Raw genomic sequence first — 23,091 nt, 5'->3', positions numbered from 1 at the left:
ATGGGATTTTCGGTTCCCGGGATTGCGGCCAACAATCCCGGGAATCAGGAAGCGCGCATTTTCGAACATTGTCCGAACGTGAATCCTTGGGTTTTCAACAGTGGACATGTGCGAACGAACATGGTCCGGTTCCCGGGATTATCCGCGGACAATCCCGGGAACTGTGACGCAGTTGACATCACCGCTTCAGCCGCTCCAGCATCCGCCCGTTCAGCCTGATCTGCGAGAACAGGATCGCCGAGAAGATCAGCGCGAAGCCCACGCCGGCGGCCGCCTGCACGCGCTCGCCGTAGAACAGCACGGAAAACAGCAGGCTGAACACCGTCTCCAGGCACATGATGATCGACGCCTGCGAGGGCGGCGTGACCTTGAGGCCGATGTTCTGCATGATCTGCGCGCACATCGTCGCGCCGAAGAACAGGTAGACGAGGCACATGAGCACGTTCGGCTGCAGCCACGCCGCGCTCGGCGCCGGCTCGGTCAGGATCCCGCCGATCAGGCAGGCGACGCCGGCTACCACGAACTGCGCGAACGTGAGCGCGACCGGGTGGATCGTCTGGCCGAACTTGCCCAGCCAGACCAGATTGAACGAGAACACGAACGCGCACAGCAACGTCAGCAGGTCGCCGACGCTGACCGAGAACCCGCCGAGCCCCGAGCTGAGCGACACGAAGCCGACGCCGGTCAGGCACAATGCGGCGGCGACGAGATTGCGCGCGGTCGGCCGCTGGTGCATGAGCAGCCACGACGTGAACGGCACGATTACGCAGTACGCGGCCGTCAGGAACGCGCTGCGGCCGGGCTCGATCATGGTCAGTCCGGTCATCTGGCTGACCATCGTGCCCCAGTACGTCGCGCCGACGAGCAGTCCGGGCACGATGATGCGGCGGTTGAGATACGGCACGATCTGCCTGCGGAACAGGACGAGCATGATCGCGGACGCGGCGAGTAGGCGGATCGCCATGAGATACTGCGGCGTGACGACGCTCATCGCGACCTTCGCGGTCGGATAGCTGCCTCCCCACAGCATCGCGCATGCCAGCAGCATGACCTTGCCGATAGTGGGAGACAGCGTGAACTTGCGCGGCATTGCCCCTGAGCTCCTTCTCATTCGACGTTCCGACGTTCCGGCTCCGTGGCCCGAAACGAAAACCGACAACAGCTTAGCCGTTCGCCCCGCGCCCCGCGCCCCGGCGTGGCGTGGGTGAGACGGAGCGCGTGGCGATGTGCCGTGGACGAGTGATGCGCGGGCGTGCCTTTCCTTGTTTGGGAATTCGACGGGCATAAACTTAAAACAGTGCATTGCACGCACGAGGCATTAAGGAGATGCGAAATGGCCAAAGGCGAACAGCTTCGTTTCCGTATAGTCAACGTTCCATATGCCCATACGACTGACGACAACGGTCAGTCTTTGGAATCGAGCGACGAATACCGGCAGGAGTTCCTCGACAGGCTGAGAGACCCGATGTCTTGGGTCACGCCGTCGACCACGCTGGAGCGGGTCAGCCTCGAGTTCATGCAGGAAAGGGCCAAGAAAGAGGAGAACCATTTCCTCGAGTGGCCGACGCTGTACATCGTGTGGTTCGAGAACCCTGAATATAAAGAGAGAAAAAACAAGAAGGACAAGAACAAAAAAGGCGAGAAGGAAAAGTGGTGCGTGTACGTCGGCGAGACGAACCACATCATCGACCGCACGCTCCAGCATGTGCTCATCGGCAAGAACAGCAAGAAGAAGTCCTCCGACAGCGAGGTGGAGGACTTCATCGATGCCGAAGTCGCGGAGAAAAGCCAGCTGGACAACTACATTGAATCCGAGAACAAAGCCAACCAGTGCATCACCAAAGCGGTGGGGGCCGGTTCGTCGGTGTGCCAGTATGTGGTGTGGGAAAGCCATTTCAACAAGTCGCTCACACTGGACATCGAAAACAAGCTGATCGACTACATGAAGTCGATCGACGACGTCCGGTGCCTCAACGGCAGGGGCAATCCGCAGAATTCCTACTACACGTCGGCGTATCTCGACGCCATCGTCGCGGGAATTTGGAAGCGTCTCGTCGCAAAAGACAAAAACGGCATCTTCCCTCCGGAAGAGCAGATATGGCAGACGTCGCTGTACAAGATTTCCCCGTTTCACAAGCTTGGTGACGGGCAGCGCAAGGCTCTGGGCAGTATCGTCAGCGAGGTGAACATCCGGCTGAACCAATGGGAATCGCCGAAGGACACCACGCTGATCCTGGTGGAGGGTGCCGCGGGAACTGGCAAGTCAATCCTGCTGAGCACGCTGTTCTATGAGCTGGCGCGGAATCTCAACGAGTACGGTGACGATGGTGACGACAGCGTCGACGATTCCAAGCTGCATTCCCGTGTGTCCCTTTTGGTGAACAACAAGGACCAAAAGAAGGTCTACGACGATATGGCCACGAAGCACAACATACAGAAAAAGAATGGCCAATGCGTGTTCCGTCCCACCCAATTCATCAACAGCAGGGCGAAGAGCGTGGCGAAAGGTTCTTGGGACTATTTGGACATTGACGGAATCGAACTGGCCGACGTCGTGCTGATCGACGAGGCTCATCTGCTGTTCACGCAGAAAGTGCAGAATGGCATCGACAATCAGCTCCACGAGATTCTTCGCCGCGCCAAGGTGGTGATCGCCGTATTCGATCCGGAGCAGATCATGCAGCGTAAGCAGTGGTGGAATGATACTCTCCTGACGCAGCTGTCGTTGAATGAAAAGAGCTCGAACAAGGGCTCGGAAAAGAAGTCTGGCGAGAAGTCGGGCGGAAATTCCATGTTCCGCGTGCTGGACGCGCTGACTCTTACCAGTTCCTATTCGAATAAGAACGTGAACGGAGGCGAGAAACAGTTCCGGACCGATACGTATGGACAGACCGACGCGGAAGGGAACAAGCACGGATGCGTCGAGAAGATCAAACTGACCGAGCAGTTCCGCATCGATGCCGGTGCCGACGTGGTGCGGTGGCTGGACGACATTGCGGACAACAAGCCCTTCACACTCACCAAGCCGGGAACGGTGGACACGCCTGTGCCGATTCCTCACGATGACAAGGTGCAGTATGGTTCCTCGCCCGCGTCGGATGCTGCTGATGCTTCGGACGCTGAAGCCAACGCAGAACAGTCCGGGGACGATGTCGAAACGATCACCAAGGGTGAGCGCATCCCTTATGAAATCAAGGTGTGCCAGTCTCCGGACGCGTTGTTCCGCGCCATTCGCGGCAAGGGCGACGACATGATCGACCGGCAGCGCAGGGAGATCGGCAAAGGCAAGAGCGCGATCCAGCCGCGTGATTTGTGCCGCGTGGTCGCCACGTTCGACTGGCGTTTCGACGTCGCCGCCTCGCAGGGCAACGTGGTGCTCGTCAAGGATGATCCGCAGTCCGGTTCCCAGGATCTGTCAGCCGGTGGGCACTGGTATATCCCGGAGTGGGATGCCAAGAAGGGCGAGTACGTCGTCGAAGGCCATGACCAGGTGTTCAAGAGGCCGTGGAACCGTTCCAAAGACAAGGATTCGGACCAGACCAAAGACGGGGATGCGGGACGGACAATCCGTGCGGACGGCGATGCATGGTCGAGTTCTGACCAGACCAAGGACGAAGTCGGATCATACTTCACCATTCAGGGATTTGACCTGAATTACGCCGGCGTCATCATCGGTCCGTCCGTCTCTTACGATTTCGAGCACGGCAAGCTCGTATTCAAGCCCGAGCTCAGCTGCGATCCGGGAGTCACGAGTGACCGCTCGGACATCAAGGATTCGGCCGCGCAGCTGGCGTTCAAGAAGCAGTGCGTTCGGAAACAGCTGAATGTGCTGCTGAAGCGCGGCGTTCACGGCGTGTACCTGTTTGCGGTCGATCCGGACCTGCAGCACGCGTTGTGGAATGCGGCCGCGCCCGATCAGCGGATCACGGATGCGGCTTCTTCCGCACAATAAATATACGAATACATGACGGAGCATGGGTCTGTCGCGGGGCGTCATTTGCGACGGGCCCGTGTTGTGCGTAGCGTGTCGCTATAGTGGCAGGGAAGGAATAGGAAGATCGTTGGACTAAGTCCGGAGACGACGGAGAGGGGAGCGAGGATGCCCGCAGCGAAACGGATCGGACAGGACGATTTGCGCAATCACAACATGTCGGTGGTGCTGTCGACCATTGCCCGCTCGCGTACGCCGATGAGCCGGGCGGCGCTCGCCAAGAGCATCGGCCTGACGAAGGCGACCATGTCGCTGCTGACGGACATCCTCCTCAAAAACGGCGTGCTGCGCGAGCTTGAGCCGGTGTCGGAATCCACGTACGGGCGTCCGGCCACGCCGCTGGCGTTCTCATCGGGCCGATGGGCCGGCGTCGGCATGCAGATCAACACCGACGGCGTCGGCTACACGGTGCTTGACGTCAACGGCGACGTCGTGTGCGGCGACTGGCATGAACGCACGATGGTCAACGTCAATCCGGACGCGGCGTTCGCCGAACTCGACGACATGATGCGCCCAGTCGAACGCGATCTGGCCGAACGGGGCTACCGCGTCGCGGGCGCCCAGCTCGCGTTGCCGGGTCTGGTGACGAACGGCAACCGGTTGCTCGTCGCGCGCAACTTCGGCTGGCATGATCTCGACCTGAACCGGTATCCGGTCTTCGCGCGGCTCGGCGCGAAGGTCGACAACGAGGCCACGCTGGCCGCGATCGCGCAGATTCCCGGCTACGCGTCGCAATGTGCGGACCGCGACTGGCCGATCGGGCCGCTCGATTCGTTCGTCTACGTGTCCACCGACATCGGCATCGGCGGCGCGTACGTGCGCGAGGGGCAGATCGTGCGCGGCGACCACGGATTCGCCGGCGAGATCGGACACCTCTGCGTCGACATGCACGGCTCGCGGTGCCGTTGCGGCCGGCACGGCTGCCTCGAGACGATCGCCGGGCGCCGCGCGCTGACCGTCGCGGCCGGATTGGCGGAGGACGACGGCGCGGTCGCGGGCACCGAACTGCTGCCCGACCTGTATGCGGCGTGGCGTGGCGGCGACACGAAGGCCGCGCTCGCTGTGGAGAACGCGCTGGCCGCGCTGGCCGCGGCGCTCGCGTCCACGGTGAACATGATCGACATGGAGAACATCGTGCTCGGCGGCCTGTGGAACGGGTTCGGCGATGGGCTGCTCGCCGATCTGGAACGTCGCGTCCAGTCGCAGATTCTTGCGCGCGACGCGATGCGCGTGCGGCTCATGTTCCCGCCGGTCACCGGGCATCCGGCGATGCGCGGCGCGGCGGTGATGGGCCTGCGCCGGCTGTTCGACGATCCGATGCGGTTCATGACGGCCGAGTAGCGCGTGTGGCGGGGTGGGCGACGGAGCGCTGCACGCCGTTGCATCTGGGTTGCGTTTCGGTGATGGGCCATAGCTGACGTCGCTGCCATCATTCGCGGCCTGACGTCGCACCGGTGAAAACCGTTGGAATGATTGGTGACGCGCCGTATTGCGCGCGATTAAGTTTATTGATTTGACAAAGATAGTTAAATGATTTTATTATTGTGATCGTCAACCGGCGGAACGCGATGGATGCAAAGTGCGGCGGAGCGCGAAGCCGGAACGAAGAAGTACACCATTACCAACCACAATGACAAGGAGACCACGATGGGTCTGTGGGACGTTGACAAGATCGAATACGTCGGCCGCGCGAAGGGACCGCAGGAGGGCCTTGCCTTCCACTACTACGACGCCGACCGCGTCGTCGCCGGCAAGAAGATGAAGGACTGGCTGCGCTTCGCCGTCGCCTGGTGGCACACCTTCAACCAGGAGCTCGTCGACCCGTTCGGCACCGGCACCGCGCACCGCCCGTACTACAAGTACACCGATCCGATGGATCAGGCGCTCGCCAAGGTCGACTACGCCTTCGAGCTGTTCGACAAGCTCGGTGTCGAATACTTCTGCTTCCACGACCGCGACATCGCCCCGGAAGGCGACACCCTGCGCGAAACCAACGCCAACCTCGACAAGGTCGTCGACAAGATCGAGGAGAACATGAAGTCCACCGGCGTGAAACTCCTGTGGAACACCTCCTCGCTGTTCACCAACCCGCGCTTCGTGTCCGGCGCCGCCACCTCGCCGTTCGCCGACATCTACGCCTACGCCGCCGGCCAGCTCAAGAAGAGCCTCGAGATCGGCAAGCGCCTCGGCGCCGAGAACTACGTGTTCTGGGGCGGCCGCGAAGGCTACGAGAACCTGTGGAACACCGAGATGAAGCGCGAAACCGACCACATCGCCAAGTTCTTCCACATGTGCGCCGACTACGCCAAGGAAATCGGCTTCGGCGCCCAGTTCCTCATCGAGCCGAAGCCGAAGGAGCCGACGCTGCACCAGTACGACTTCGACGCGGCCACCGCCATCAACTTCCTGCGCACCTACGACCTGACCGACGTCTTCAAGCTCAACCTCGAAGGCAACCATGCCAACCTGGCCGGCCACACCTACCAGCATGAGATCCGCGTCGCCCGCGAGGCCGGCTTCCTCGGCTCGCTCGACGCCAACCAGGGCGACAAGCTCATCGGCTGGGACATGGACGAGTTCCCGACCGACCTGTACGAGACCGTCGCCGTCATGTGGGAGGTCCTGCAGGCCGGCTCCATCGGCCCCCACGGCGGCCTGAACTTCGACGCCAAGCCGCGCCGCACCTCCTTCTACGCGGAGGACCTGTTCCGTTCGCACATCGCCGGCATGGACTCCTACGCCGCCGGCCTGCTGGTCGCCGACAAGATGAACCGCGACGGCTTCATCCAGAACCTCATGGCCGAACGCTATAGCTCCTACGATTCCGGCATCGGCGCGACCGTCGAGAACGGCACCGCCACGCTCGCCTCGCTCGCCGAGTACGCGATCGACAAGCCGCAGTCAGAGCTCATCGCCGCGACCAAGTCCGATCACCTCGAGTCTGTCAAGGCGACGATCAACAACTACATCGTCGACGCGCTGTCCGAGGCGTGATTGCACGGCGTCTGACCGGCGTCTGACCGAAACGCTCCGAATCGTTCTCGGCGTTCCGGTCAGACGCCTTTTCCGTATTTCCGCTATTCCGGTTCCGGACAATGTCGTCTAGATCACCCTCCCGACTCTTGACGCCGCGGGCGCGCATACCGTAACATGCGACAAACCTGCGGGCCCATCGCCCGCAACATCGCCCGTCTACAATCCGTAACCGTCGGGTTGTCCACCACTTCACACGAAAGGACCGATCGACATGACCATCGCAGCCCTTACCGCCTTCGTGCTTTCCCTCGCCGGCGTCGCTCTGCGCGGTCACCTGCGCCGCAACGGCTGGATGTAGCCGGTCACGCCGGCTCAAGGAAGCGCAGGTAGGCGATCAGATCGATGACGGTCTGCGACAGCACGCCGTCGCTGTCGGCATAGCTGACCGGCGCGGCCGGATCGGCTTCGGCGAGACCGAGCACGTAGGCCGCGCGGTTCGTGGCGGCCGCACCGGCGTGATCGCGCGCGGCGGTCCAGCGTGCGGACGTGTCGAGACGCAGGCCGTACGCCTTCGTCTGACGAATCATGATCGGGCCGCGCTGCGTCCACGAACCGTTCGTCGTACCGCCGTCTGTCTCGTGTGAGCCGTTGTCCGTGCCGCTGTCCGAGTCCGCCGTGCCGTCGCCGGCATGGTCGTCGGACCGTGGCACGACGACGATCGACGCCGGTTCGTACGTGCGTATGCTCAGCTGACGGCCGGCGTCCGTGCCGTCATCCACCGCGCGGCACGTCACCTGCGCGGCGCCCGACCCGGACGCGGCGGAACGTGTGCAGTCCCAAGTGCCGTCCGCAGTGCCGGGTGCCTGGCCGGCCGCGCCATCGATCGGCAGCTCGTACCACGTGCCGCGCATCGCGGACGGTTGCGAGGCGGCCGTATTCGACGGATATCCATACTGATCGTCATACCATGTCGTCGCGTCGTCGGTCGTCATCGCGGTCGAACCCTGCGCATACTGCAATTCGGCCAGTGACGAGAACGGCGTGACATAGCCGTCCTCGGCCAGCCGGTCGAGCGTGGCGGCCGGCGCGACGATCACGTCCTGCACATTGTCGGCGCGCATCGACGCCCATGCGCGGCGCAGCTGATCGCCGTCGGCGGACGACAGCGTGCGTATCTGGATGTCGCGTGCATGCATGCGTTGCTCGTAGGCGAAATCGCGCGTCACGTCGGAGACGACCGTCGCGTATTGGCCGGCGTCGACCAGCGTGATCCTGAGCTTCGGATCGGCGAAGACGACCATGCGCAGCAGGGACAGGACCATGAGCAGCGCCACAAGCGCAAACGCGACCCAGCCGAGGATGCGGCGGCGACGCGCGTTGCGACGCGGGGGACGGCCGCCGTGCGCTTCGTCGACGGCGTCGTCGTGATTGAAGAGAATGTCATAGGTCGCGGGAGCGGCGAGCACCTGATTCGGGTCGCTCGGCTGATACAGCGGGTCGTTCATCGGAACTCCAGAAAACGGGCGAACTGATCATTGAGTTCGGTGGCGGATCGGGCACCTCCGGCGGAATCGTAGGGGTAGAAGGCGATCAGAGGATCGTCGGATGTGGAGGAATCGGCAGTGGCGCCGGCGCTCGTGGTACTGCCGGTTGCGCCTGCCGTGCCTGCCGCGCCGCCGGTCAGTCGCATCCACGTGCGCGAACGGTTCAGTAATAATCCCTGTTGCGTGGACGCATACCGTTGCAGCATGGCGGTCTGCTCCCACGCGCATTCGCCGGTAGCCTCGCACTGCTTGGCCGCGTCGGCGTCGAGCACCTTGACGCTCGCCGCCGGGCGGTATTCGGTGCTGCCGCGGTCGGTGGAGCAGATCGTCGACCCGCGTTGGTCGTCGCGCTCGCATCGGCGCGTGAGATGATCGTCGGTGGTGCCGTCGAGCACCGTGCTGACATGGTCGCCGTCGCAGGTGAAGTAACGCCATGCGGCGTTGGGGACGGTTGCGGCGAACGCGTCGCCGAACGCCGGATCCGCGCCCACCGGCGCATCCGGATACATGGTGATGGGACTGTCACAGCTCGTGGCGTCCGTGGCGTCGTCGAACGATGCGGCGGAGGCGATCAGCGCCACGACGCCCTGTTGCTGCGCCTGCGAGATGCGCTCGGACAATTGTTCCGCCGTGATGCCGGCCTCGGGGCGGACGACGCGCACCTGATCGGCGTTCAGCTTGTTCGCACTGGCGAAATCCGAGCCGAGACGATCGGCCTGTTCGGCCAGCGCCGCGGAACCCCATGCCATGATGGTGATGCGCGTGCGGCGCTCGCGGTGGAACCCGTACGCGGCTGCGGCGATCAGTGCCACGGCCACGGCCGCGATCAGCGCGATGGTGACAGCACGTGCAACTCCCGAGGTGCGACGGGCCGCGATGCCGGACGCATCGGGCGAGCCGGACGCGCCGGACCCATCGGATGCGTCGAGCGAACCAGGGGAATGGTCCTGCCCGGTTCGGCCTGCCACGTCGTTGATGTCGTGCCGCCTCATGATGGCCTCCTTCGGCTTGTCGGCGGTGCCGGAAGTCCTCGATGCCCCGGTGGTTCCAGTGTGCGCCGTTTCGCCTTCGCGCCCAACCCCGCGTCGCGCGCCGCACGACGCATGTGCGGCGGGAGCGTGACATGGAGCGGCATGTGATGGTGGCGATTCATGAAAAAGACTGATTTTTCAATGGTTGTGCGTGCATAGAGGGGAGACGCGGTTCGCTCCTTGTCACGCACCGTGTCACGAATTGGGGCCTAATTGGGGCCTGTCACGCGCGGTAGGGGATGATCGCCTCGCACTGCCATGCGTCGCCGTCGGCGGAGGCGGTCAGCGTGCCGCCGAGGCGTTCGATGAGCGCGCGATGGCGAGCCAGTCCGGTGCCGTCGTGTTCGGCGTGGTTGTGGCGGCCGTCGTTGTTTGAGGTCTGGATGTTGCCATGATGATCGGCTGCGTCGTGCGCCGCGATCGGTCGCGTCGGTTCGTCGGAAGCGTCGGCGCGGACGGTGTCGGAGCAGGAGACGACGATGCGCGCGGCGGTCGCGTTGACCGCGACGATGTACGGGCTGTTCGGGTCGGCATGGCGGACGATGTTCGCATAGCATTCGTCGATGAACGCCAGCGTTTCCGCCAATACGGACCGCGCGACCGCCGGCGGTGCCGTTTCGGTTGTCGGCGGCAGGCCGGCGCCGTCGAATCCCGATTCCGACAAGCGCGCGTCGTGCACGCGCAAGCGATCGCCGATCAGTCCGATCCATCGATAGCCGGTCATGTTCTCTGTCGTCCGCAGTTCTTGCGCAGGGCGTGCCGGAGTTGTCGGCCGTCCGAGTTCGCGGATCATGCCGCGCGTCGTGTCGTACGCTTCCTGCGCGGCGTCGCGCATCAGCCGCAATTCGTCGCCGCCGATCGGCTCGCCGTTGTCCGTATGCCGGTCCATGACCATGAGCAGAAACGCGAGCCTGTTCGACACGTCGTCGTGCAGTCCGGTCGCCATCGTCTCGCGCATGCGGCTGCGCTCCAACAGCAAACGATTGCGCTCCAGCGCCGATTCCGTCGCCTGCCGCCGCATCTGCTCGCGCAGCGCGTATCCGGCGACGGCCGCCACCGCGAACCGGATGATCGTCGAGGTCAGTTCTCCGACCCCGTCGAAGTCGACGCCCGCGTACGGTTCGGCGAACATGCCCGCACGGGCGTTGACGACGAACGACCCGCAGGCATGGACGACGATGGCGACCAACGGCACTGGCAGACAGCGCAACCCGACGCGGAACACGGCCGCGCCGACCGCGAACAGCGCCGCATACTCCAGATTCGGCGGCAGCATGATCGCGGCAATCGGTCCGCCGCCTGCAACGATGCCGTTCGCGCCGATCATCGCCACGGTATTCCAGCCGATCGCATTGCCGGCCTGACCGTTCACGCCGTCCATCGTCCCGACCAACGGCGTCGCCGACCACGCCAGCGCCAGCACGCCCGCGCCGACCGTCGGCAGAGCGGGCAGCAGCAGACACGCCGCAACGCAGACCGCTGCGATCACGGCCGAACCCCACGTCATCGGCACGTACCGGGCCATATGGCCCACGATCGACCCCAGCAGCAGGTATGCGCCGAACAGCGCGGCGAACGCCGTCGTCCATCGGCGCTCGTCATACCGCGATGCCAGCTGGCGCGATACGCGCAGGAGCCGGCCTGCGACGGACGCGGCGTGCGGTGGCATGGTCTGATGTGCGGCGTTGCGGCCGATGCCGTTGACGTTGTGGTCGACGCCGTTGCCGCCGTGCTCGTTGGCGGACGGGATGCCGCTCATGGCGTCGCCTGTGCGGTCGGCGCGGCATGGGACGGTTCGACGCGGGACGACTCGGCGCCGGATGGAGCGGTCGGCGCGGCGAACAGCCGACGTTCGGCGCAGATGCGGATCGCCTGCGGCAGGCTTGCCGCGCCGAGCTTCGCGCGCGCCCGGTTGACCAGCGTCTGCACGCTGGACACGGTGACGCCCATGCGATCGGCGACCTGCGCGGTTTTCAGACCGTCCGCATACAGTGACAACGCCTCTCGTTCGTGCATGGACAGCGTTGTGCCGCGCGATCGGCCCGCGTTGACCCGCGCGAACGCCGTTGCGACCGGCTCGAATGACGGCGTGTGCGGTGGCGGCGTCCGGTACGCGTGATCGACTGGCGCAGGTGCGCCCGTATCCGCCGATGCGTCGGATGCGGTTGCCGGGTCATACGGCAGTCCGGCGGCCGCGGCGACGAGGATCGGCGCGAGCGCGCGCGGTGCGATGCGCTTGTTGACGAGCGCCTGCGCCCCGACCTCGATCATCGCGTCGCGATACCGTTCAAGCGGGCGCGAACTGATGCCGATCAAGCCGATCGTGCGCGAACGTTTGCGGATCTGTAGGCACAGGTCGGGGCCCTGCATGTCGGTCAATGACATGTCGACGAGCATCACGTCGGGGGAATGCTTCGGCGAGAGCGCCTTCTGGAACGCGGCCGCGCCCAGCTCGCATTGCCACGTGACCTCGAAGCGCGGGCCGCACGCCTTGACCTGCGCGGCGAGCCCGTACAGCGCGTACGGGTCGTTGTCCACAATGCCCACGCGGATGACCGGCAGTGTCACTGGTTCCTTCGCCTCCATTGCCGCCCCTTCCATGGCTTCGCCCGACTCTCCTTCGAGTCTAGTGCCCTGCCGGGCTTAAACCGCCGCATTTTTTCTCGGCTCCCCTTGTCAGGGGAGCTGTCACGCAGTGACTGAGGGGTAGTCAGAACCCGTCACATTAAGTCCGACAAAACACTGGAACGACTGTCCGGGGAAACGCGTGCCGTCGTCGCGCATCGCACGACAACGGCACGTACGGCGACCTGCGCGTCGACGCGTCAGCCGCGATAGCGGGCGTACTGCTCGTACACTTCCGGCGTCGGCTCGCCGGTGAGCGTGCCGTCGACGGACAGCGGCCACGCCGGCGGCTCCGCCTCGCCCGACAGCACCCACGCGGCCTGACGGGCCGCGCCGATCGCCACGTATTCGTCGGTTGCCGGCAGCACCACGTCCATGCCGAAGATGCCCGGCGCGTACGCGCGCACGGCCGCCGACCTCGCGCCGCCGCCGATGAGCAGAATGCGCTTGACGTCCACGCCGAGGCCCCTGACCAGTTCGAGGCAGTCGCGCTGCGAGCACAGCAGTCCCTCGACGAACGCGCGGGCGATGTTCGCCTTCGTGGTGTTCTTGAGCGTCATGCCGTGCAGCGTGGCCGTCGCGTCCGGCCGGTTCGGCGTGCGCTCGCCGTCGAAGTACGGGATGAGCGTGACGCCCTCCGCGCCCGGCACCGACTGCGCGGCCAGATCGGCCAGTTCGTCGTAGCTGACGCCGAGCGCCGCGCGGCCGGCGTCGGCGATGCGCGAGCCGTTGATCGTGCAGGCGAGCGGCAGCCAATGGCCGGTGCAGTCGGCGAAACCGGTCACGGACGCGGTCATGTCGTACGCTGGCACGGGGGAGACGGCCGCGGCCACGCCCGACGTGCCGAGGCTGATCGACACGTCGCCGACGCCCATGTTGAGTCCCAGCGACGCCATCGCGTTGTCGCCGCCGCCCGGCGCGATGATGCAGCCACCGGGCACGTCCCTGCCGGCGACCGACGGATCGGCGACCGCGCCCGTTGCGGTCGGGCCGAGCACGCGCGGCAGCGTCACGTCGTCGCGACCGAACGCGAGCTTGAACAGATCCATGCGGTATGCGTTCGTCGCGGAGTCGAAATATCCGGTGCCGGACGCGTCGGAACGATCGGTGAACAGCGCGGCCAGGTCGGCGGTCGCGTCGTCGGCTGCGTCGTCGGCGACCGGACCGTGGCCGGCGATGCGCCAGCTCAGCCAGTCGTGCGGCAGGCAGATCGCGGCGACGCGCGCCGCGTTGTCCGGCTCGTTCGCGGCGACCCACGCGATCTTGGTGATCGTCAGCGACGCGACGAGCGACGATCCGACGGCCCTGACCCAGCGCTGACGGCCGCGCAGCGTCGCGTCGTCGGACAAGTCGTCCTCGGAACCGTCCGCGGCCTTGCCGGCGACGCCCAGTTCGGCGATGAGCCGTTCGGCGTCGGGGGCGGAGCGGGTGTCGTTCCACAGCAGCGCGTCGCGCACCACGCGGCCCTGCCGGTCGAGCAGCACCATGCCGTGCTGCTGGCCTCCCACCGCGAGCGCGGCGACGTCGTCGAGTCCGCCCGCCTGGTCCTTGGCTTCGAGGAACGCCTCCCACCACGCGTTCGGATCGCAGCTGGTGCCGTCGGGGTGCCTGGCCTGGCCGAAGCGCACGAGCTTGCCGGTCTCGGCGTCGGTGACGCGGACCTTGGTGGACTGGGTGGACGTATCGACGCCCGCCACGAGGATTCGGGACATGATTGCCTCCTTGCAGGTTGCCGCCTTCACATGCGGCTATTTAGTTAGATGATTAAACTATGGTATCAGTGTAACACGCGCGACGGTCGCGTCTGCTATGGTGTCGTGCGGCGTTCCCGCCCGAATCGCGCAGGTCAAGGAACGCCTGAAGTCGGCGTCCGTGGCGGTCAGGTCCGCGCCGGCCGATCTTCGTCATCACTGTGCGCGATCCCGAGTCAGGAGACAGCCATGTCAGGCAACACCGACGCAACAACCAATCCCAATCCTTCCGTTCCCAACCGTTCCTCTGTGCGTACCGCAACGACCGCGGTCACGTCGGCCAACGGCGCCGCCGACATGTCCGACCGCGCCGCGGCGTCCGCCGTCGCCGCCGTCAACGAGCTGTCCCGACTGCGCTGGAAGCCGCAGGACATCGCCGTCGGCGCCGCGCTCGGCGTCGCCTGCGGACTCGTCTTCTGGGCGTTCGACTTCGCGTACACGCCCGTCTCGTCGCTGCTCAGCGCGATCCTGCCCGGACTCATGAGCCTGTTCCACGGATTCTGGTACTTCTCCGGACCGCTCGCGCTACTCATCCTGCGCAAGCCCGGCGCCGCCGTCTACGTCAACCTCGTCGGCGCGCTCGCCGAAGCGCTCATCGGCAACCGGTTCTCCGTCGTCTCCATCCTCATCGCCGCGCTGCTCGAAGGCATTTCGGCCGACATTCCGTTCGCGATCGCGCGCTACCGCAAGTTCAACCTGCCGCTGTCCATCGCGTCCGGCGCGTTCACCGCGCTCACGTACGGCCTGTACCTGCTGTTCTTCTACTTCCAGGGCGTCGCGCCGTTCAGCCCGCGCGGCATCGTGCACATGATCTCCGAAATGATCAGCGGCGTGCTGGTCGCCGGCGTGATGAGCTGGTTCCTGTATCTGGCGATCGGACGCACCGGCGTGCTCGACCGGCTCGCCTCGGGCCGCGACCTGCCCGGGCGGAAAACGGTGGACGCCTGACGGCGGGCGCATGATCGTCGGCCGTCGGCCGGCTGGCGGCGGCGGTTACGAACCGGGCGTCGCGTGTCGGGGGAGTGTTTTGCTACACTGGCGAGGTCGGTTTTTGCGCCTCTCGATTCGCGGTCGCGCAACCGACGTGGGGCCGTAGCTCAGTCGGTTAGAGCATGCGACTCATAATCGCCCGGTCCAGGGTTCAAGCCCCTGCGGCCCCACTCGCATATGCATCGGGGGTGCGGACTGTCCTGTCCGCACCCCCGCGTATATTCCCATAGGTTCCGGTTCACGTCGGCCATAGGGGCGCGACGACCCGGGTCCCCCGAATCCTTAGGAGACACACCATGAAGCAGGGAATCCATCCCGATTACCATGCCGTCGAAGTCCTGTGCTCGTGCGGCAACACCTTCGTCACCCGTTCCACCTACAAGGGCGACCACATGACGGTCGACGTCTGCTCGCAGTGCCACCCGTTCTACACCGGCAAGCAGAAGATCATGGACACCGGTGGCCGCGTCGCTCGCTTCGAGCGTCGCTACGGCAAGAAGGCCAAGTAGCTTCTCCAACGCCAGTCCGTGCGGTCCGGCGTCGCTTCGGCGACCCGCGACACCGCACGCGGACTGGCGTTTTTGTATATTCAGCCCCGATCAGTTCGAACCGCACGTCGTCGGCGGCGCGCGTACACGCAGCACCCGTAAGGCAAGTCAAGTAAGGACAGTCATGGCAGACGAACAATTCCCCGCCGCGCAGACCGCGCTTGAGGAGTATCAGGACCTCGAGGCGAAGATGGCGGACCCGTCGGTCGCATCCGACCCCGAAAAAATCCGCAAACTGGGCCGTCGCCACGCCGAACTCGGCGGCATCGTGTCCGCATACAAGACCTACCTGCAGATCCGCGACGATCTTGAAGCCGCCCGCGACATGGCCGGCGAGGACGAGGACTTCGCCGAAGAGGCCAAGCGGCTCGAAGCCGAGCTGCCGGCCGCCGAGGAGAAGCTCCGCACCGCGCTCATCCCGCGCGACCCGGATGACGCGCGCGACACGATCATGGAAATCAAGGCCGGCACCGGCGGCGAAGAGGCGGCGCTGTTCGCCGGCGACCTGCTGCGCATGTACACGCGATACGCGGAAAAGCGTGGCTGGACCGTCACCGTGCAGTCCGAGAACACCACCGAGCTCGGCGGCGTCAAGGACGTGCAGATCGCCATCCGAGCCAAGGGCACGCCCGCGCCGGAAGACGGCGTGTGGGCCTCGCTCAAGTACGAGGGCGGCGTGCACCGCGTCCAGCGCATCCCCGTCACCGAATCGCAGGGCCGCATCCAGACCTCCGCGGCCGGCGTGATCGTCTTCCCGGAAGCCGACGAGGACGACGACGAGATCGAAATCGATCCGAAGGACCTCAAGATCGACATCTTCATGAGCTCCGGCCCCGGCGGCCAGTCGGTCAACACCACGTACTCCGCGGTGCGCATGACCCACATCCCCACTGGCATCACCGTGAACATGCAGGACGAGAAGTCGCAGATCCAGAACCGTGCGGCCGCGCTGCGCGTGCTCAAGTCGCGCCTGCTCGCCATGAAGCACGAGCAGGAGGCCGCCGAAGCCGCCGACATGCGCCACTCGCAGGTGCGCTCGCTCGACCGTTCCGAACGCATCCGCACGTACAACTTCCCGGAGAACCGCATCGTCGACCACCGCACGAACTACAAGGCGTACAACCTCGACGCGGTGCTCAACGGCGACCTGCAGGCCGTGATCGACTCGGACATCCAGGCCGACGAAGCCGAGCGCCTCGCCAACCAGAAGTAGCGGGCCGTGACTGTTGCTGATGTGATTCGGGACGTGGCGGGGACGCTGCGCGCGGCCGGGGTGGATACGCCCGAGCATGATGCGAAGCTGCTGCTGGCCGAGGCGGCCGGGCGCGAGCTGCGCGATGTGGACAAGGCGATGCTCATGGGCGACGAGTGGCCGCTCGACGAGAAGGCCGCCGCCCGCTTTCGTGAGATGACCGAGCGGCGTGCGAGGCGCGAGCCGTTGCAGTACATCGTCGGGCATGCGCCGTTCCGCTATCTTGACTTGGCTGTCGGGCCGGGCGTGTTCATTCCGCGGCCGGAGACCGAAACCGTGGTGCAGGCCGGGCTTGACTGGCTGACGCGCAACCGCATCGCGACGCCGCGCGTGGTCGATCTGTGCGCCGGCTCCGGCGCGATCGGCCTGTCCGTCGTCACCGAAGTGCGCGGCGCGCAGGTGTGGGCCGTGGAACTTTCCCCGGACGCGTACCGGTGGACCGAACGCAACCGCGACGCCGTCGCCAGGCGCGACCCGCTGGCCGGCTACAACTACACGCTCGAACAGGGCGACGCGACCAGCCCGCTCACCCTGCCGCAGCTTGACGGCACCATCGACCTCGTCATCACGAACCCGCCGTACGTGCCGCTCGCGGACATTCCCGAACAGCCGGAAGTACGCGACCATGATCCCGACCTCGCCCTGTACGGCGGGTCCGCGGACGGCGTGCTCATCCCCGAGCGGATCATCATGCGCGCGGCGAAACTGTTGCGTCCCGGCGGCGCGCTCGTCATGGAACACGACATTTCGCAGGGCGACCGGCTCGCCGCCTTCGCGCACGCCAACGGTTTCACCGAGGCGCGCACCGAAAACGATTGGACGGGACGGCCGCGCTTTTTGTTTGGAGTACTTGGGTAACCGCTGCGCGTAAGCGGGATGGCTTATTGAGAATGGCGGAATTAAGCCATTCTCAATAAGCTATCTTCGTTATGTGTAGCGGCTTATCGCGCATACTCCTGATATACGGAAGCGTCCGCGTCGGTGATCGTGCGCACGACGCGCGCGGGATTGCCCACGGCCACCGAATTGGCCGGAATGTCCTTGACGACGACCGAGCCGGCGCCGATCACGCAGCCGTCGCCGATCGTCACGCCGCCGATCACGGTCACGTTGCCGCCGAACCAGCAGTTCGAGCCGATGGTGATTGGCAGCGCATACTCGTATTCGACCGCGCCGCCGTCGGGCAGCAGGCGGATGTTGCGGTCCTGCCAGCGGATCGGGTGCATGGGCGGCAGCAGCGACACGTTCGGGCCGAACAGCACGTTGTCGCCGATGGTCACGCGGCCGGCGTCGAGCACGGTGAAGTTGAAGTTCGCGAACACGTTCTCGCCGATGCTCGTGTGGCAGCCGTAGTCGAAGAACACCGGTCCCAGCATGCTCAGGTTCGCGCCGTGGCCGGGCAGCAGCTCGTCGAGCACGGCGGCGCGTTCGGCCGCGGCGTTGCGGGGGAGCGCGTTGAACCGCGAGCACAGGTCGGCCGACTTGTCGCGCAGGCGCGTCAGTTCGGGGTCGCCGGCGTCGTACAGTTTGCCGTCGAGCATTTCCTCGCGTTCGGAACGGCGAGGCGTGCGCGGTTCGATGGGCGGGACGATGGCGTTGCCGGTGTTGTCGGTCATGCGTGGCTCCTTTGCTGGGTTGGCGATGGGCTGATATCGCAGCAGTATTAGATGTACGACCGTACATGGTAGGCCGTCGCAGAGACGCCGGCTCGAGCGGGAGACGCCGGTGCCGCGGCCGTGTGAACAATGGGTGCGAACTCAGTCGGCTTCACGGGTCCGTGCCGGCCCAGACAGCTCGCATTCGCCGAGACCTAGGGCCCAGTCGTTGCCGGTCGGGGCGCAATGGTGCAATGATGGGGTTGAAACGTCAGGAGGAAGCATGAGCGCGGTATGCACGGTAACCGATGAGTCGCTGGAGAAGGCGCGGCGGATCATAGCCGCCGGCGGGCTGGTCGTGATCCCGACCGACACGGTGTACGGCGTGGCATGCGACCCGCGCAACGAGGCGGCCATCGCCAAGGTGTACGAAGCCAAGCGCCGCCCGCGCTTCAAGGCCCTGCAGGTGCTGCTCGCCGACACCGACCAGCTCGACCAGCTCGGCCTCGACCTGCCCGCGCCGCTCAACCGGCTTGCCGCCCAGTTCATGCCCGGCGCGTTTTCGCCGATCGCCGTGGCGCGCGGGGATTGCGACCTGAAAACCCTCAACCCGACCCCGCAGGGCGCCAAAACGCAGGGGATCCGCATCCCGAATTCCGCGGTCACGCTGCGCGTGCTCAATGCGCTTGGCCCGCTCGCCGCGTCGAGCGCGAACCGCTCCGGCGAGGAAAGCGCGCAGACCGTCGAAGAGGCCGAAGCGGCGCTCGGAGACCTCGTGGACCTCTACCTTGACGGCGGTCCCACGCAGGGCCACGTCGCCAGCACCGTCGTCGCCGCGAACCCGCTGTCGCGCGACGGCATCGACATCCTGCGCGAAGGCGTGATCCCGCAGTCGGTGATCCGCCGCGCGCTGCACATGAACGGCGGGGGACTGGGCGCATGAGGGTCTATCTGTTCGTGGCCGCCGTCGCCGGCGGCATCACCTGGCTCATCACCCCGCTCATCCGGCATGTGGCCATCCAGATCGGCGCGGTCGGCAAGGTCCGCGCGCGCGACGTGCACACCATCCCCACGCCGCGCATGGGCGGTCTCGGCATGCTGTGCGGCTTCCTTGGCGCGATGCTGTTCGCCAGCCGCATGCCGTTTTTAAGCAATCTGTTCCTATCCAACCATCAGGCGTGGGTCGTGATGCTCGGCGCCGTGTCGATCTGCCTGATCGGCATGGCCGACGACCTGTGGGATCTCGACTGGATGCTCAAGATGGCCGGCCAGCTGCTGACCGCCGTGTTCGTCGCGTGGGGCGGCCTGCAAATCATCTCGCTGCCGCTCGGCTCGCTCGTCACGGCGTCGCCGAGCATTTCGATCACGATCACCGCGTTCCTGATCGTCGCGTCGATCAACGCGGTCAATTTCGTCGACGGACTGGACGGACTCGCGTCCGGCATCGTCGCGATCGGCGGCATCGCGTTCGCCGCGTACTCGTACATACTCGCGCGCAACTCGCCGTCGTATGCGTCGATGGCGACGCTGATCGACGTGGCGATGGTCGGCATCTGCGTCGGCTTCATCCTGCACAACTGGCATCCGGCGAAACTGTTCATGGGCGACTCCGGCTCCATGCTGCTCGGCTATCTCATCACGTGCGCGTCGATCATCATGACCGGCCGTCTCGACCCGGCCTCGATCCACGCGAGCATCTACCTGCCGGTGTTCATGCCGATCCTGCTGCCGATCCTCGTGCTGTTCCTGCCCGTGCTCGACATGTGCATGGCGATCGTGCGGCGTCTTGCCAAGGGACAGTCGCCGATGCACCCGGACCGCATGCACCTGCACCACCGCATGCTCCGGATCGGGCACACCGTGCAGGGCGCGGTGCTGATTCTGTGGGGCTGGGCCGCGCTCATCGCGTTCGGCTCGCTCATGATCCTGTTCTTCCGCGCGCGCTACGTGGCGATCGGCATGGGCGTGGCCGTGGTGCTGCTCTCGTTCGCGACGATGTACCCGTACCTCAAGCACCGCATCCCCGAGATCCGCGAGGAGAACGCGCTCGAACGCGCGCAGCACGCCAGCGGCAGCGTGACGGGCGGGCCGCAGGGCAAGCCGCGGGACTAGCGCTTTGTTGGGTTTGCACGGCCATATCCCTTTCCTCGGCTCCCCTTGTCAGGGGAGCTGTCACGAAGTGACTGAGGGGTAGTCAGGACCCATCGCATTACGTTCGACAAAGCGCGTGCCAAATCTCACCGCATAGCACGGGGGTGTGTCCTGTGTCAACGCACGTTCATATAGTGGGTCTATGGCTTTAATTCCTGACATGAATTCAGCAACCAATTACGCCCCTCTCCCGCCCATTTTCGCCCAGCTCGGCCTCGCCTACGACGACGTCCTGCTGCTGCCGAACGAGACGGACGTGATCCCGTCCGAAGTGGACACCACCACTCACCTGACCCGTGAGATCACCATGAAGGTCCCGGCGATCTCCGCCGCCATGGACACCGTCACCGAATCCGAAATGGCCATCGCCATGGCCCGCAACGGCGGCATCGGCGTGCTCCACCGCAACCTGTCCATCGACGACCAGGCCGCCCAGGTCGACGTCGTCAAGCGCTCCGAGTCCGGCATGATCACCGACCCGCTGACCGTCAGCCCGGACGTCACGCTGGCCGACCTCGACAAGCTGTGCGGCAAGTTCCACATCTCCGGCCTGCCGGTCGTGGACAAGGACAACAAGCTCGTCGGCATCATCACCAACCGCGACATGCGCTTCATCGCCTCCGAGGACTACGACCACCTCAAGGTCCGCGACGTGATGACCAAGGAGAACCTCATCACCGGCCCGTCCAACATCTCCAAGGACGACGCCCACCGTCTGCTCGCCCAGCACAAGGTCGAGAAGCTGCCGCTCGTCGACGCCGAAGGCCACCTGACCGGCCTGATCACCGTCAAGGACTTCGTCAAGACCGAGCAGTACCCGGACGCCACCAAGGACGGCCAGGGCCGTCTGCGCGTGGCCGCCGGCGTCGGCTTCCTCGGCGACGCGTGGCAGCGCGCCTCCGCCCTCATGGAGGCCGGCGTGGACGTGCTCGTCGTCGACACCGCGAACGGCGAGGCCCGCCTCGCGCTCGACATGATCCGCCGCATCAAGAACGATCCGGCCTTCCGCGACGTGCAGGTCATCGGCGGCAACATCGCCACCCGCTCCGGCGCCCAAGCCATGATCGACGCGGGCGTCGACGCCGTCAAGGTCGGCGTGGGCCCCGGCTCCATCTGCACCACCCGCGTGGTCGCCGGCGTCGGCGTCCCGCAGCTCACCGCCGTGTACGAAGCCGCCCAGGCCTGCAAGGCCGCCGGCGTCCCGTGCATCGCCGACGGTGGCATCCACTACTCCGGCGACATCGCCAAGGCCCTCGTGGCCGGCGCGTCCTCGGTCATGCTCGGCGGCGCGCTCGCCGGCTGCGAGGAGGCCCCGGGCGAGAAGGTGCTCCTGCATGGCAAGCAGTACAAGCTGTACCGCGGCATGGGCTCGCTGGGCGCGATGGCCCCGCGCGGCAAGAAGTCCTACTCCAAGGACCGCTACTTCCAGGCCGACGTCACCTCCAACGACAAGGTCGTGCCGGAAGGCGTCGAGGGCGAAGTGCCGTACCGCGGACCGCTCAACGCCGTGCTCTACCAGATGATCGGCGGCCTGCACCAGTCGATGTTCTACATCGGCGCGCACAACATCAAGGAGATGAGCGAGAAGGGCCGCTTCATCCGCATCACCGACGCCGGCCTGCGCGAATCGCACCCGCACGACATCGTGATGACCGCCGAAGCCCCGAACTACAGCGGCTTCCACAACAACTGATCAACAACTGATCCGATTGACCGGATTCGCTGATCGAATCGGTTGACTGACAACGGCTTCCCCGCCTGTTCGCGGCAGGGGAGCCGTTTTTGTATCGCCGGCGCGGTAGCCTGTACTGTTCGACACAAGGACTCGTACTTTGTCGGACTCAATGTGACGGGTTTGACTACCCCTCAGTCACTTCGTGACAGCTCCCCTGACAAGGGGAGCCGAGAGAAGAGGGATGCGGCAGCGTAAACCTGACACAATGCTAGACATGAGATGCAAGCCCAAGGAAAGGGGTTCCACGATGGTGGATGCGCATGATGCGGAAACGTACACGGCGGAGGATTCGCGACTGATCTGGATCGACTGCGAGATGACCGGGCTCGACATTTTCGGCGGCGACGAACTCGTCGAAGTGTCCGTGGTGCCGACCGACTTCGACCTTAACGTGCTCGACGAGGGCGTGGACTACGTCATCAAGCCGTCCGACAAGGCCGTGGCCCACATGAACGACTTCGTGCGCAACATGCACACCCGCTCCGGCCTCATCAACGAGTGGGAGCACGGCCTGTCGCTGGCCGAAGCCGAAAAGAAGGTCACCGAATACGTGCTGCGCTTCACCCCGGACGGCGTGCGCCCGCTGCTCGCCGGCAACACCATCGGTTCGGACAAGAAGTTCCTCGACCACTACATGCCGAACCTCATGAGCCACCTGCACTACCGCAGCATCGACGTGAGCACCTTCAAGGAGCTCGCACGCCGCTGGTATCCGGCCGTGTACGAGAACCGCCCGCCGAAGAACGGCGGCCACCGCGCGCTCGCCGACATCATCGAATCGCTCGACGAGCTGCGCTACTACCGTGAGGCCGTCATGGCCCCGGCCCCCGGCCCGGACGAGGCGACCGCCAAGCGCATCGCCGCCGACATCGTCGCGACGAGCATCAACAAGTAGGCATCGT

General features: G+C 65.3%; 18 protein-coding genes and 1 tRNA gene. 12 read left to right on the top strand and 7 right to left on the bottom strand.

Going from position 1 to position 23,091, the window contains the following annotated elements:
• Positions 1–178 precede the first annotated feature (178 nt).
• Entirely contained in the window at positions 179–1,090 is a 912-nt protein-coding gene (locus KIH79_RS02660; protein ID WP_236023542.1) for a DMT family transporter, read from the bottom strand.
• Positions 1,091–1,333: 243 nt separating this feature from the next.
• Here KIH79_RS02660 and KIH79_RS02655 point away from each other — a divergent pair, with 243 nt between their 5' ends.
• The 3 genes from KIH79_RS02655 to xylA all read left to right on the top strand — a co-directional run bounded on the left by KIH79_RS02655 (position 1,334) and on the right by xylA (position 6,985).
• On the top strand, positions 1,334–3,952 hold the full coding sequence (locus tag KIH79_RS02655) for a DNA/RNA helicase domain-containing protein (protein WP_219057972.1): 2,619 nt from the start codon (positions 1,334–1,336) through the stop codon (positions 3,950–3,952).
• Positions 3,953–4,099: 147 nt separating this feature from the next.
• The gene (locus tag KIH79_RS02650) at positions 4,100–5,332 is read left to right on the top strand and encodes an ROK family protein (protein ID WP_219057971.1); all 1,233 of its coding nucleotides are present in this window, start codon (positions 4,100–4,102) and stop codon (positions 5,330–5,332) included.
• A gap of 306 nt (positions 5,333–5,638) precedes the next feature.
• A complete protein-coding gene (gene xylA / locus KIH79_RS02645) occupies positions 5,639–6,985 on the top strand; it encodes a xylose isomerase (RefSeq protein WP_219057970.1) in 1,347 nt (448 codons plus the stop codon).
• 344 nt (positions 6,986–7,329) lie between these two features.
• Here the strand turns inward: xylA and KIH79_RS02640 are convergent, their stop codons facing one another.
• The 5 genes from KIH79_RS02640 to KIH79_RS02620 all read right to left on the bottom strand — a co-directional run bounded on the left by KIH79_RS02640 (position 7,330) and on the right by KIH79_RS02620 (position 13,879).
• Positions 7,330–8,472, bottom strand: coding sequence for a hypothetical protein (locus tag KIH79_RS02640; RefSeq protein ID WP_219057969.1), 1,143 nt, complete (start codon positions 8,470–8,472; stop codon positions 7,330–7,332).
• Entirely contained in the window at positions 8,469–9,503 is a 1,035-nt protein-coding gene (locus KIH79_RS02635; protein ID WP_219057968.1) for a hypothetical protein, read from the bottom strand. The genes KIH79_RS02640 and KIH79_RS02635 overlap by 4 nt, the downstream gene beginning before the upstream one ends.
• A 262-nt stretch (positions 9,504–9,765) precedes the next feature.
• Positions 9,766–11,301 (bottom strand): sensor histidine kinase, encoded by a 1,536-nt coding sequence (locus tag KIH79_RS02630; RefSeq protein ID WP_219057967.1) that lies wholly within the window; start codon positions 11,299–11,301, stop codon positions 9,766–9,768.
• Positions 11,298–12,128 carry a response regulator transcription factor gene (locus KIH79_RS02625; protein WP_219057966.1) on the bottom strand — a complete coding sequence of 277 codons (831 nt, stop codon included), beginning with the start codon at positions 12,126–12,128 and terminating at the stop codon, positions 11,298–11,300. The genes KIH79_RS02630 and KIH79_RS02625 overlap by 4 nt, the downstream gene beginning before the upstream one ends.
• 239 nt (positions 12,129–12,367) lie before the next feature.
• Positions 12,368–13,879, bottom strand: a complete 1,512-nt coding sequence (locus tag KIH79_RS02620; protein WP_219057965.1) for a xylulokinase — start codon at positions 13,877–13,879, stop codon at positions 12,368–12,370.
• A 336-nt stretch (positions 13,880–14,215) separates the two neighbouring features.
• Here KIH79_RS02620 and KIH79_RS02615 point away from each other — a divergent pair, with 336 nt between their 5' ends.
• The 5 genes from KIH79_RS02615 to prmC all read left to right on the top strand — a co-directional run bounded on the left by KIH79_RS02615 (position 14,216) and on the right by prmC (position 17,566).
• On the top strand, positions 14,216–14,866 hold the full coding sequence (locus KIH79_RS02615) for an ECF transporter S component (RefSeq protein ID WP_219057988.1): 651 nt from the start codon (positions 14,216–14,218) through the stop codon (positions 14,864–14,866).
• Between the two features lie 138 nt (positions 14,867–15,004).
• Positions 15,005–15,078: transfer RNA gene (locus KIH79_RS02610), tRNA-Ile, on the top strand.
• A gap of 126 nt (positions 15,079–15,204) precedes the next feature.
• Positions 15,205–15,417, top strand: a complete 213-nt coding sequence (gene rpmE / locus KIH79_RS02605) for a 50S ribosomal protein L31 (RefSeq protein WP_033495260.1) — start codon at positions 15,205–15,207, stop codon at positions 15,415–15,417.
• Between the two features lie 163 nt (positions 15,418–15,580).
• The gene (gene prfA / locus KIH79_RS02600) at positions 15,581–16,669 is read left to right on the top strand and encodes a peptide chain release factor 1 (RefSeq protein ID WP_219057964.1); all 1,089 of its coding nucleotides are present in this window, start codon (positions 15,581–15,583) and stop codon (positions 16,667–16,669) included.
• A gap of 6 nt (positions 16,670–16,675) precedes the next feature.
• Entirely contained in the window at positions 16,676–17,566 is an 891-nt protein-coding gene (gene prmC / locus KIH79_RS02595; RefSeq protein WP_219057963.1) for a peptide chain release factor N(5)-glutamine methyltransferase, read from the top strand.
• An 83-nt stretch (positions 17,567–17,649) separates the two neighbouring features.
• Here prmC and KIH79_RS02590 read toward each other — a convergent pair whose 3' ends face one another.
• Positions 17,650–18,324 carry a sugar O-acetyltransferase gene (locus KIH79_RS02590; RefSeq protein WP_219057962.1) on the bottom strand — a complete coding sequence of 225 codons (675 nt, stop codon included), beginning with the start codon at positions 18,322–18,324 and terminating at the stop codon, positions 17,650–17,652.
• Between the two features lie 262 nt (positions 18,325–18,586).
• Here KIH79_RS02590 and KIH79_RS02585 point away from each other — a divergent pair, with 262 nt between their 5' ends.
• From KIH79_RS02585 to orn, 4 genes are all read left to right on the top strand, one after another.
• On the top strand, positions 18,587–19,246 hold the full coding sequence (locus tag KIH79_RS02585) for an L-threonylcarbamoyladenylate synthase (RefSeq protein ID WP_033495252.1): 660 nt from the start codon (positions 18,587–18,589) through the stop codon (positions 19,244–19,246).
• Positions 19,243–20,415, top strand: a complete 1,173-nt coding sequence (locus tag KIH79_RS02580; protein WP_219057961.1) for an MraY family glycosyltransferase — start codon at positions 19,243–19,245, stop codon at positions 20,413–20,415. Before KIH79_RS02585 ends, KIH79_RS02580 begins: the two co-directional genes overlap by 4 nt.
• 181 nt (positions 20,416–20,596) lie before the next feature.
• The gene (gene guaB, locus KIH79_RS02575; protein ID WP_219057960.1) at positions 20,597–22,147 is read left to right on the top strand and encodes an IMP dehydrogenase; all 1,551 of its coding nucleotides are present in this window, start codon (positions 20,597–20,599) and stop codon (positions 22,145–22,147) included.
• A 289-nt stretch (positions 22,148–22,436) separates the two neighbouring features.
• Positions 22,437–23,084, top strand: coding sequence for an oligoribonuclease (gene orn, locus KIH79_RS02570; protein WP_219057959.1), 648 nt, complete (start codon positions 22,437–22,439; stop codon positions 23,082–23,084).
• Positions 23,085–23,091: the final 7 nt, after the last annotated feature.

The sequence above is a fragment of the Bifidobacterium miconis genome (genome assembly GCF_019331735.1).
In the GTDB taxonomy this organism is placed as follows: Bacteria; Actinomycetota; Actinomycetes; order Actinomycetales; family Bifidobacteriaceae; genus Bifidobacterium; species Bifidobacterium miconis.
Note: the sequence above shows the minus strand (reverse complement) of the source record. Positions and strands in the feature narration are given on the sequence as shown.

Bases quoted from the DNA above. Each gene is read 5' to 3' on its own strand.
- KIH79_RS02660 (WP_236023542.1), bottom strand. From the start codon at position 1,090: ATGCCGCGCAAGTTCACGCTGTCTCCCACTATCGGCAAGGTCATGCTG.
- KIH79_RS02655 (WP_219057972.1), top strand. From the start codon at position 1,334: ATGGCCAAAGGCGAACAGCTTCGTTTCCGTATAGTCAACGTTCCATAT.
- KIH79_RS02650 (WP_219057971.1), top strand. From the start codon at position 4,100: ATGCCCGCAGCGAAACGGATCGGACAGGACGATTTGCGCAATCACAAC.
- xylA (WP_219057970.1), top strand. From the start codon at position 5,639: ATGGGTCTGTGGGACGTTGACAAGATCGAATACGTCGGCCGCGCGAAG.
- KIH79_RS02640 (WP_219057969.1), bottom strand. From the start codon at position 8,472: ATGAACGACCCGCTGTATCAGCCGAGCGACCCGAATCAGGTGCTCGCC.
- KIH79_RS02635 (WP_219057968.1), bottom strand. From the start codon at position 9,503: ATGAGGCGGCACGACATCAACGACGTGGCAGGCCGAACCGGGCAGGAC.
- KIH79_RS02630 (WP_219057967.1), bottom strand. From the start codon at position 11,301: ATGAGCGGCATCCCGTCCGCCAACGAGCACGGCGGCAACGGCGTCGAC.
- KIH79_RS02625 (WP_219057966.1), bottom strand. From the start codon at position 12,128: ATGGAGGCGAAGGAACCAGTGACACTGCCGGTCATCCGCGTGGGCATT.
- KIH79_RS02620 (WP_219057965.1), bottom strand. From the start codon at position 13,879: ATGTCCCGAATCCTCGTGGCGGGCGTCGATACGTCCACCCAGTCCACC.
- KIH79_RS02615 (WP_219057988.1), top strand. From the start codon at position 14,216: ATGTCCGACCGCGCCGCGGCGTCCGCCGTCGCCGCCGTCAACGAGCTG.
- rpmE (WP_033495260.1), top strand. From the start codon at position 15,205: ATGAAGCAGGGAATCCATCCCGATTACCATGCCGTCGAAGTCCTGTGC.
- prfA (WP_219057964.1), top strand. From the start codon at position 15,581: ATGGCAGACGAACAATTCCCCGCCGCGCAGACCGCGCTTGAGGAGTAT.
- KIH79_RS02590 (WP_219057962.1), bottom strand. From the start codon at position 18,324: ATGACCGACAACACCGGCAACGCCATCGTCCCGCCCATCGAACCGCGC.
- KIH79_RS02585 (WP_033495252.1), top strand. From the start codon at position 18,587: ATGAGCGCGGTATGCACGGTAACCGATGAGTCGCTGGAGAAGGCGCGG.
- KIH79_RS02580 (WP_219057961.1), top strand. From the start codon at position 19,243: ATGAGGGTCTATCTGTTCGTGGCCGCCGTCGCCGGCGGCATCACCTGG.
- guaB (WP_219057960.1), top strand. From the start codon at position 20,597: ATGGCTTTAATTCCTGACATGAATTCAGCAACCAATTACGCCCCTCTC.
- orn (WP_219057959.1), top strand. From the start codon at position 22,437: ATGGTGGATGCGCATGATGCGGAAACGTACACGGCGGAGGATTCGCGA.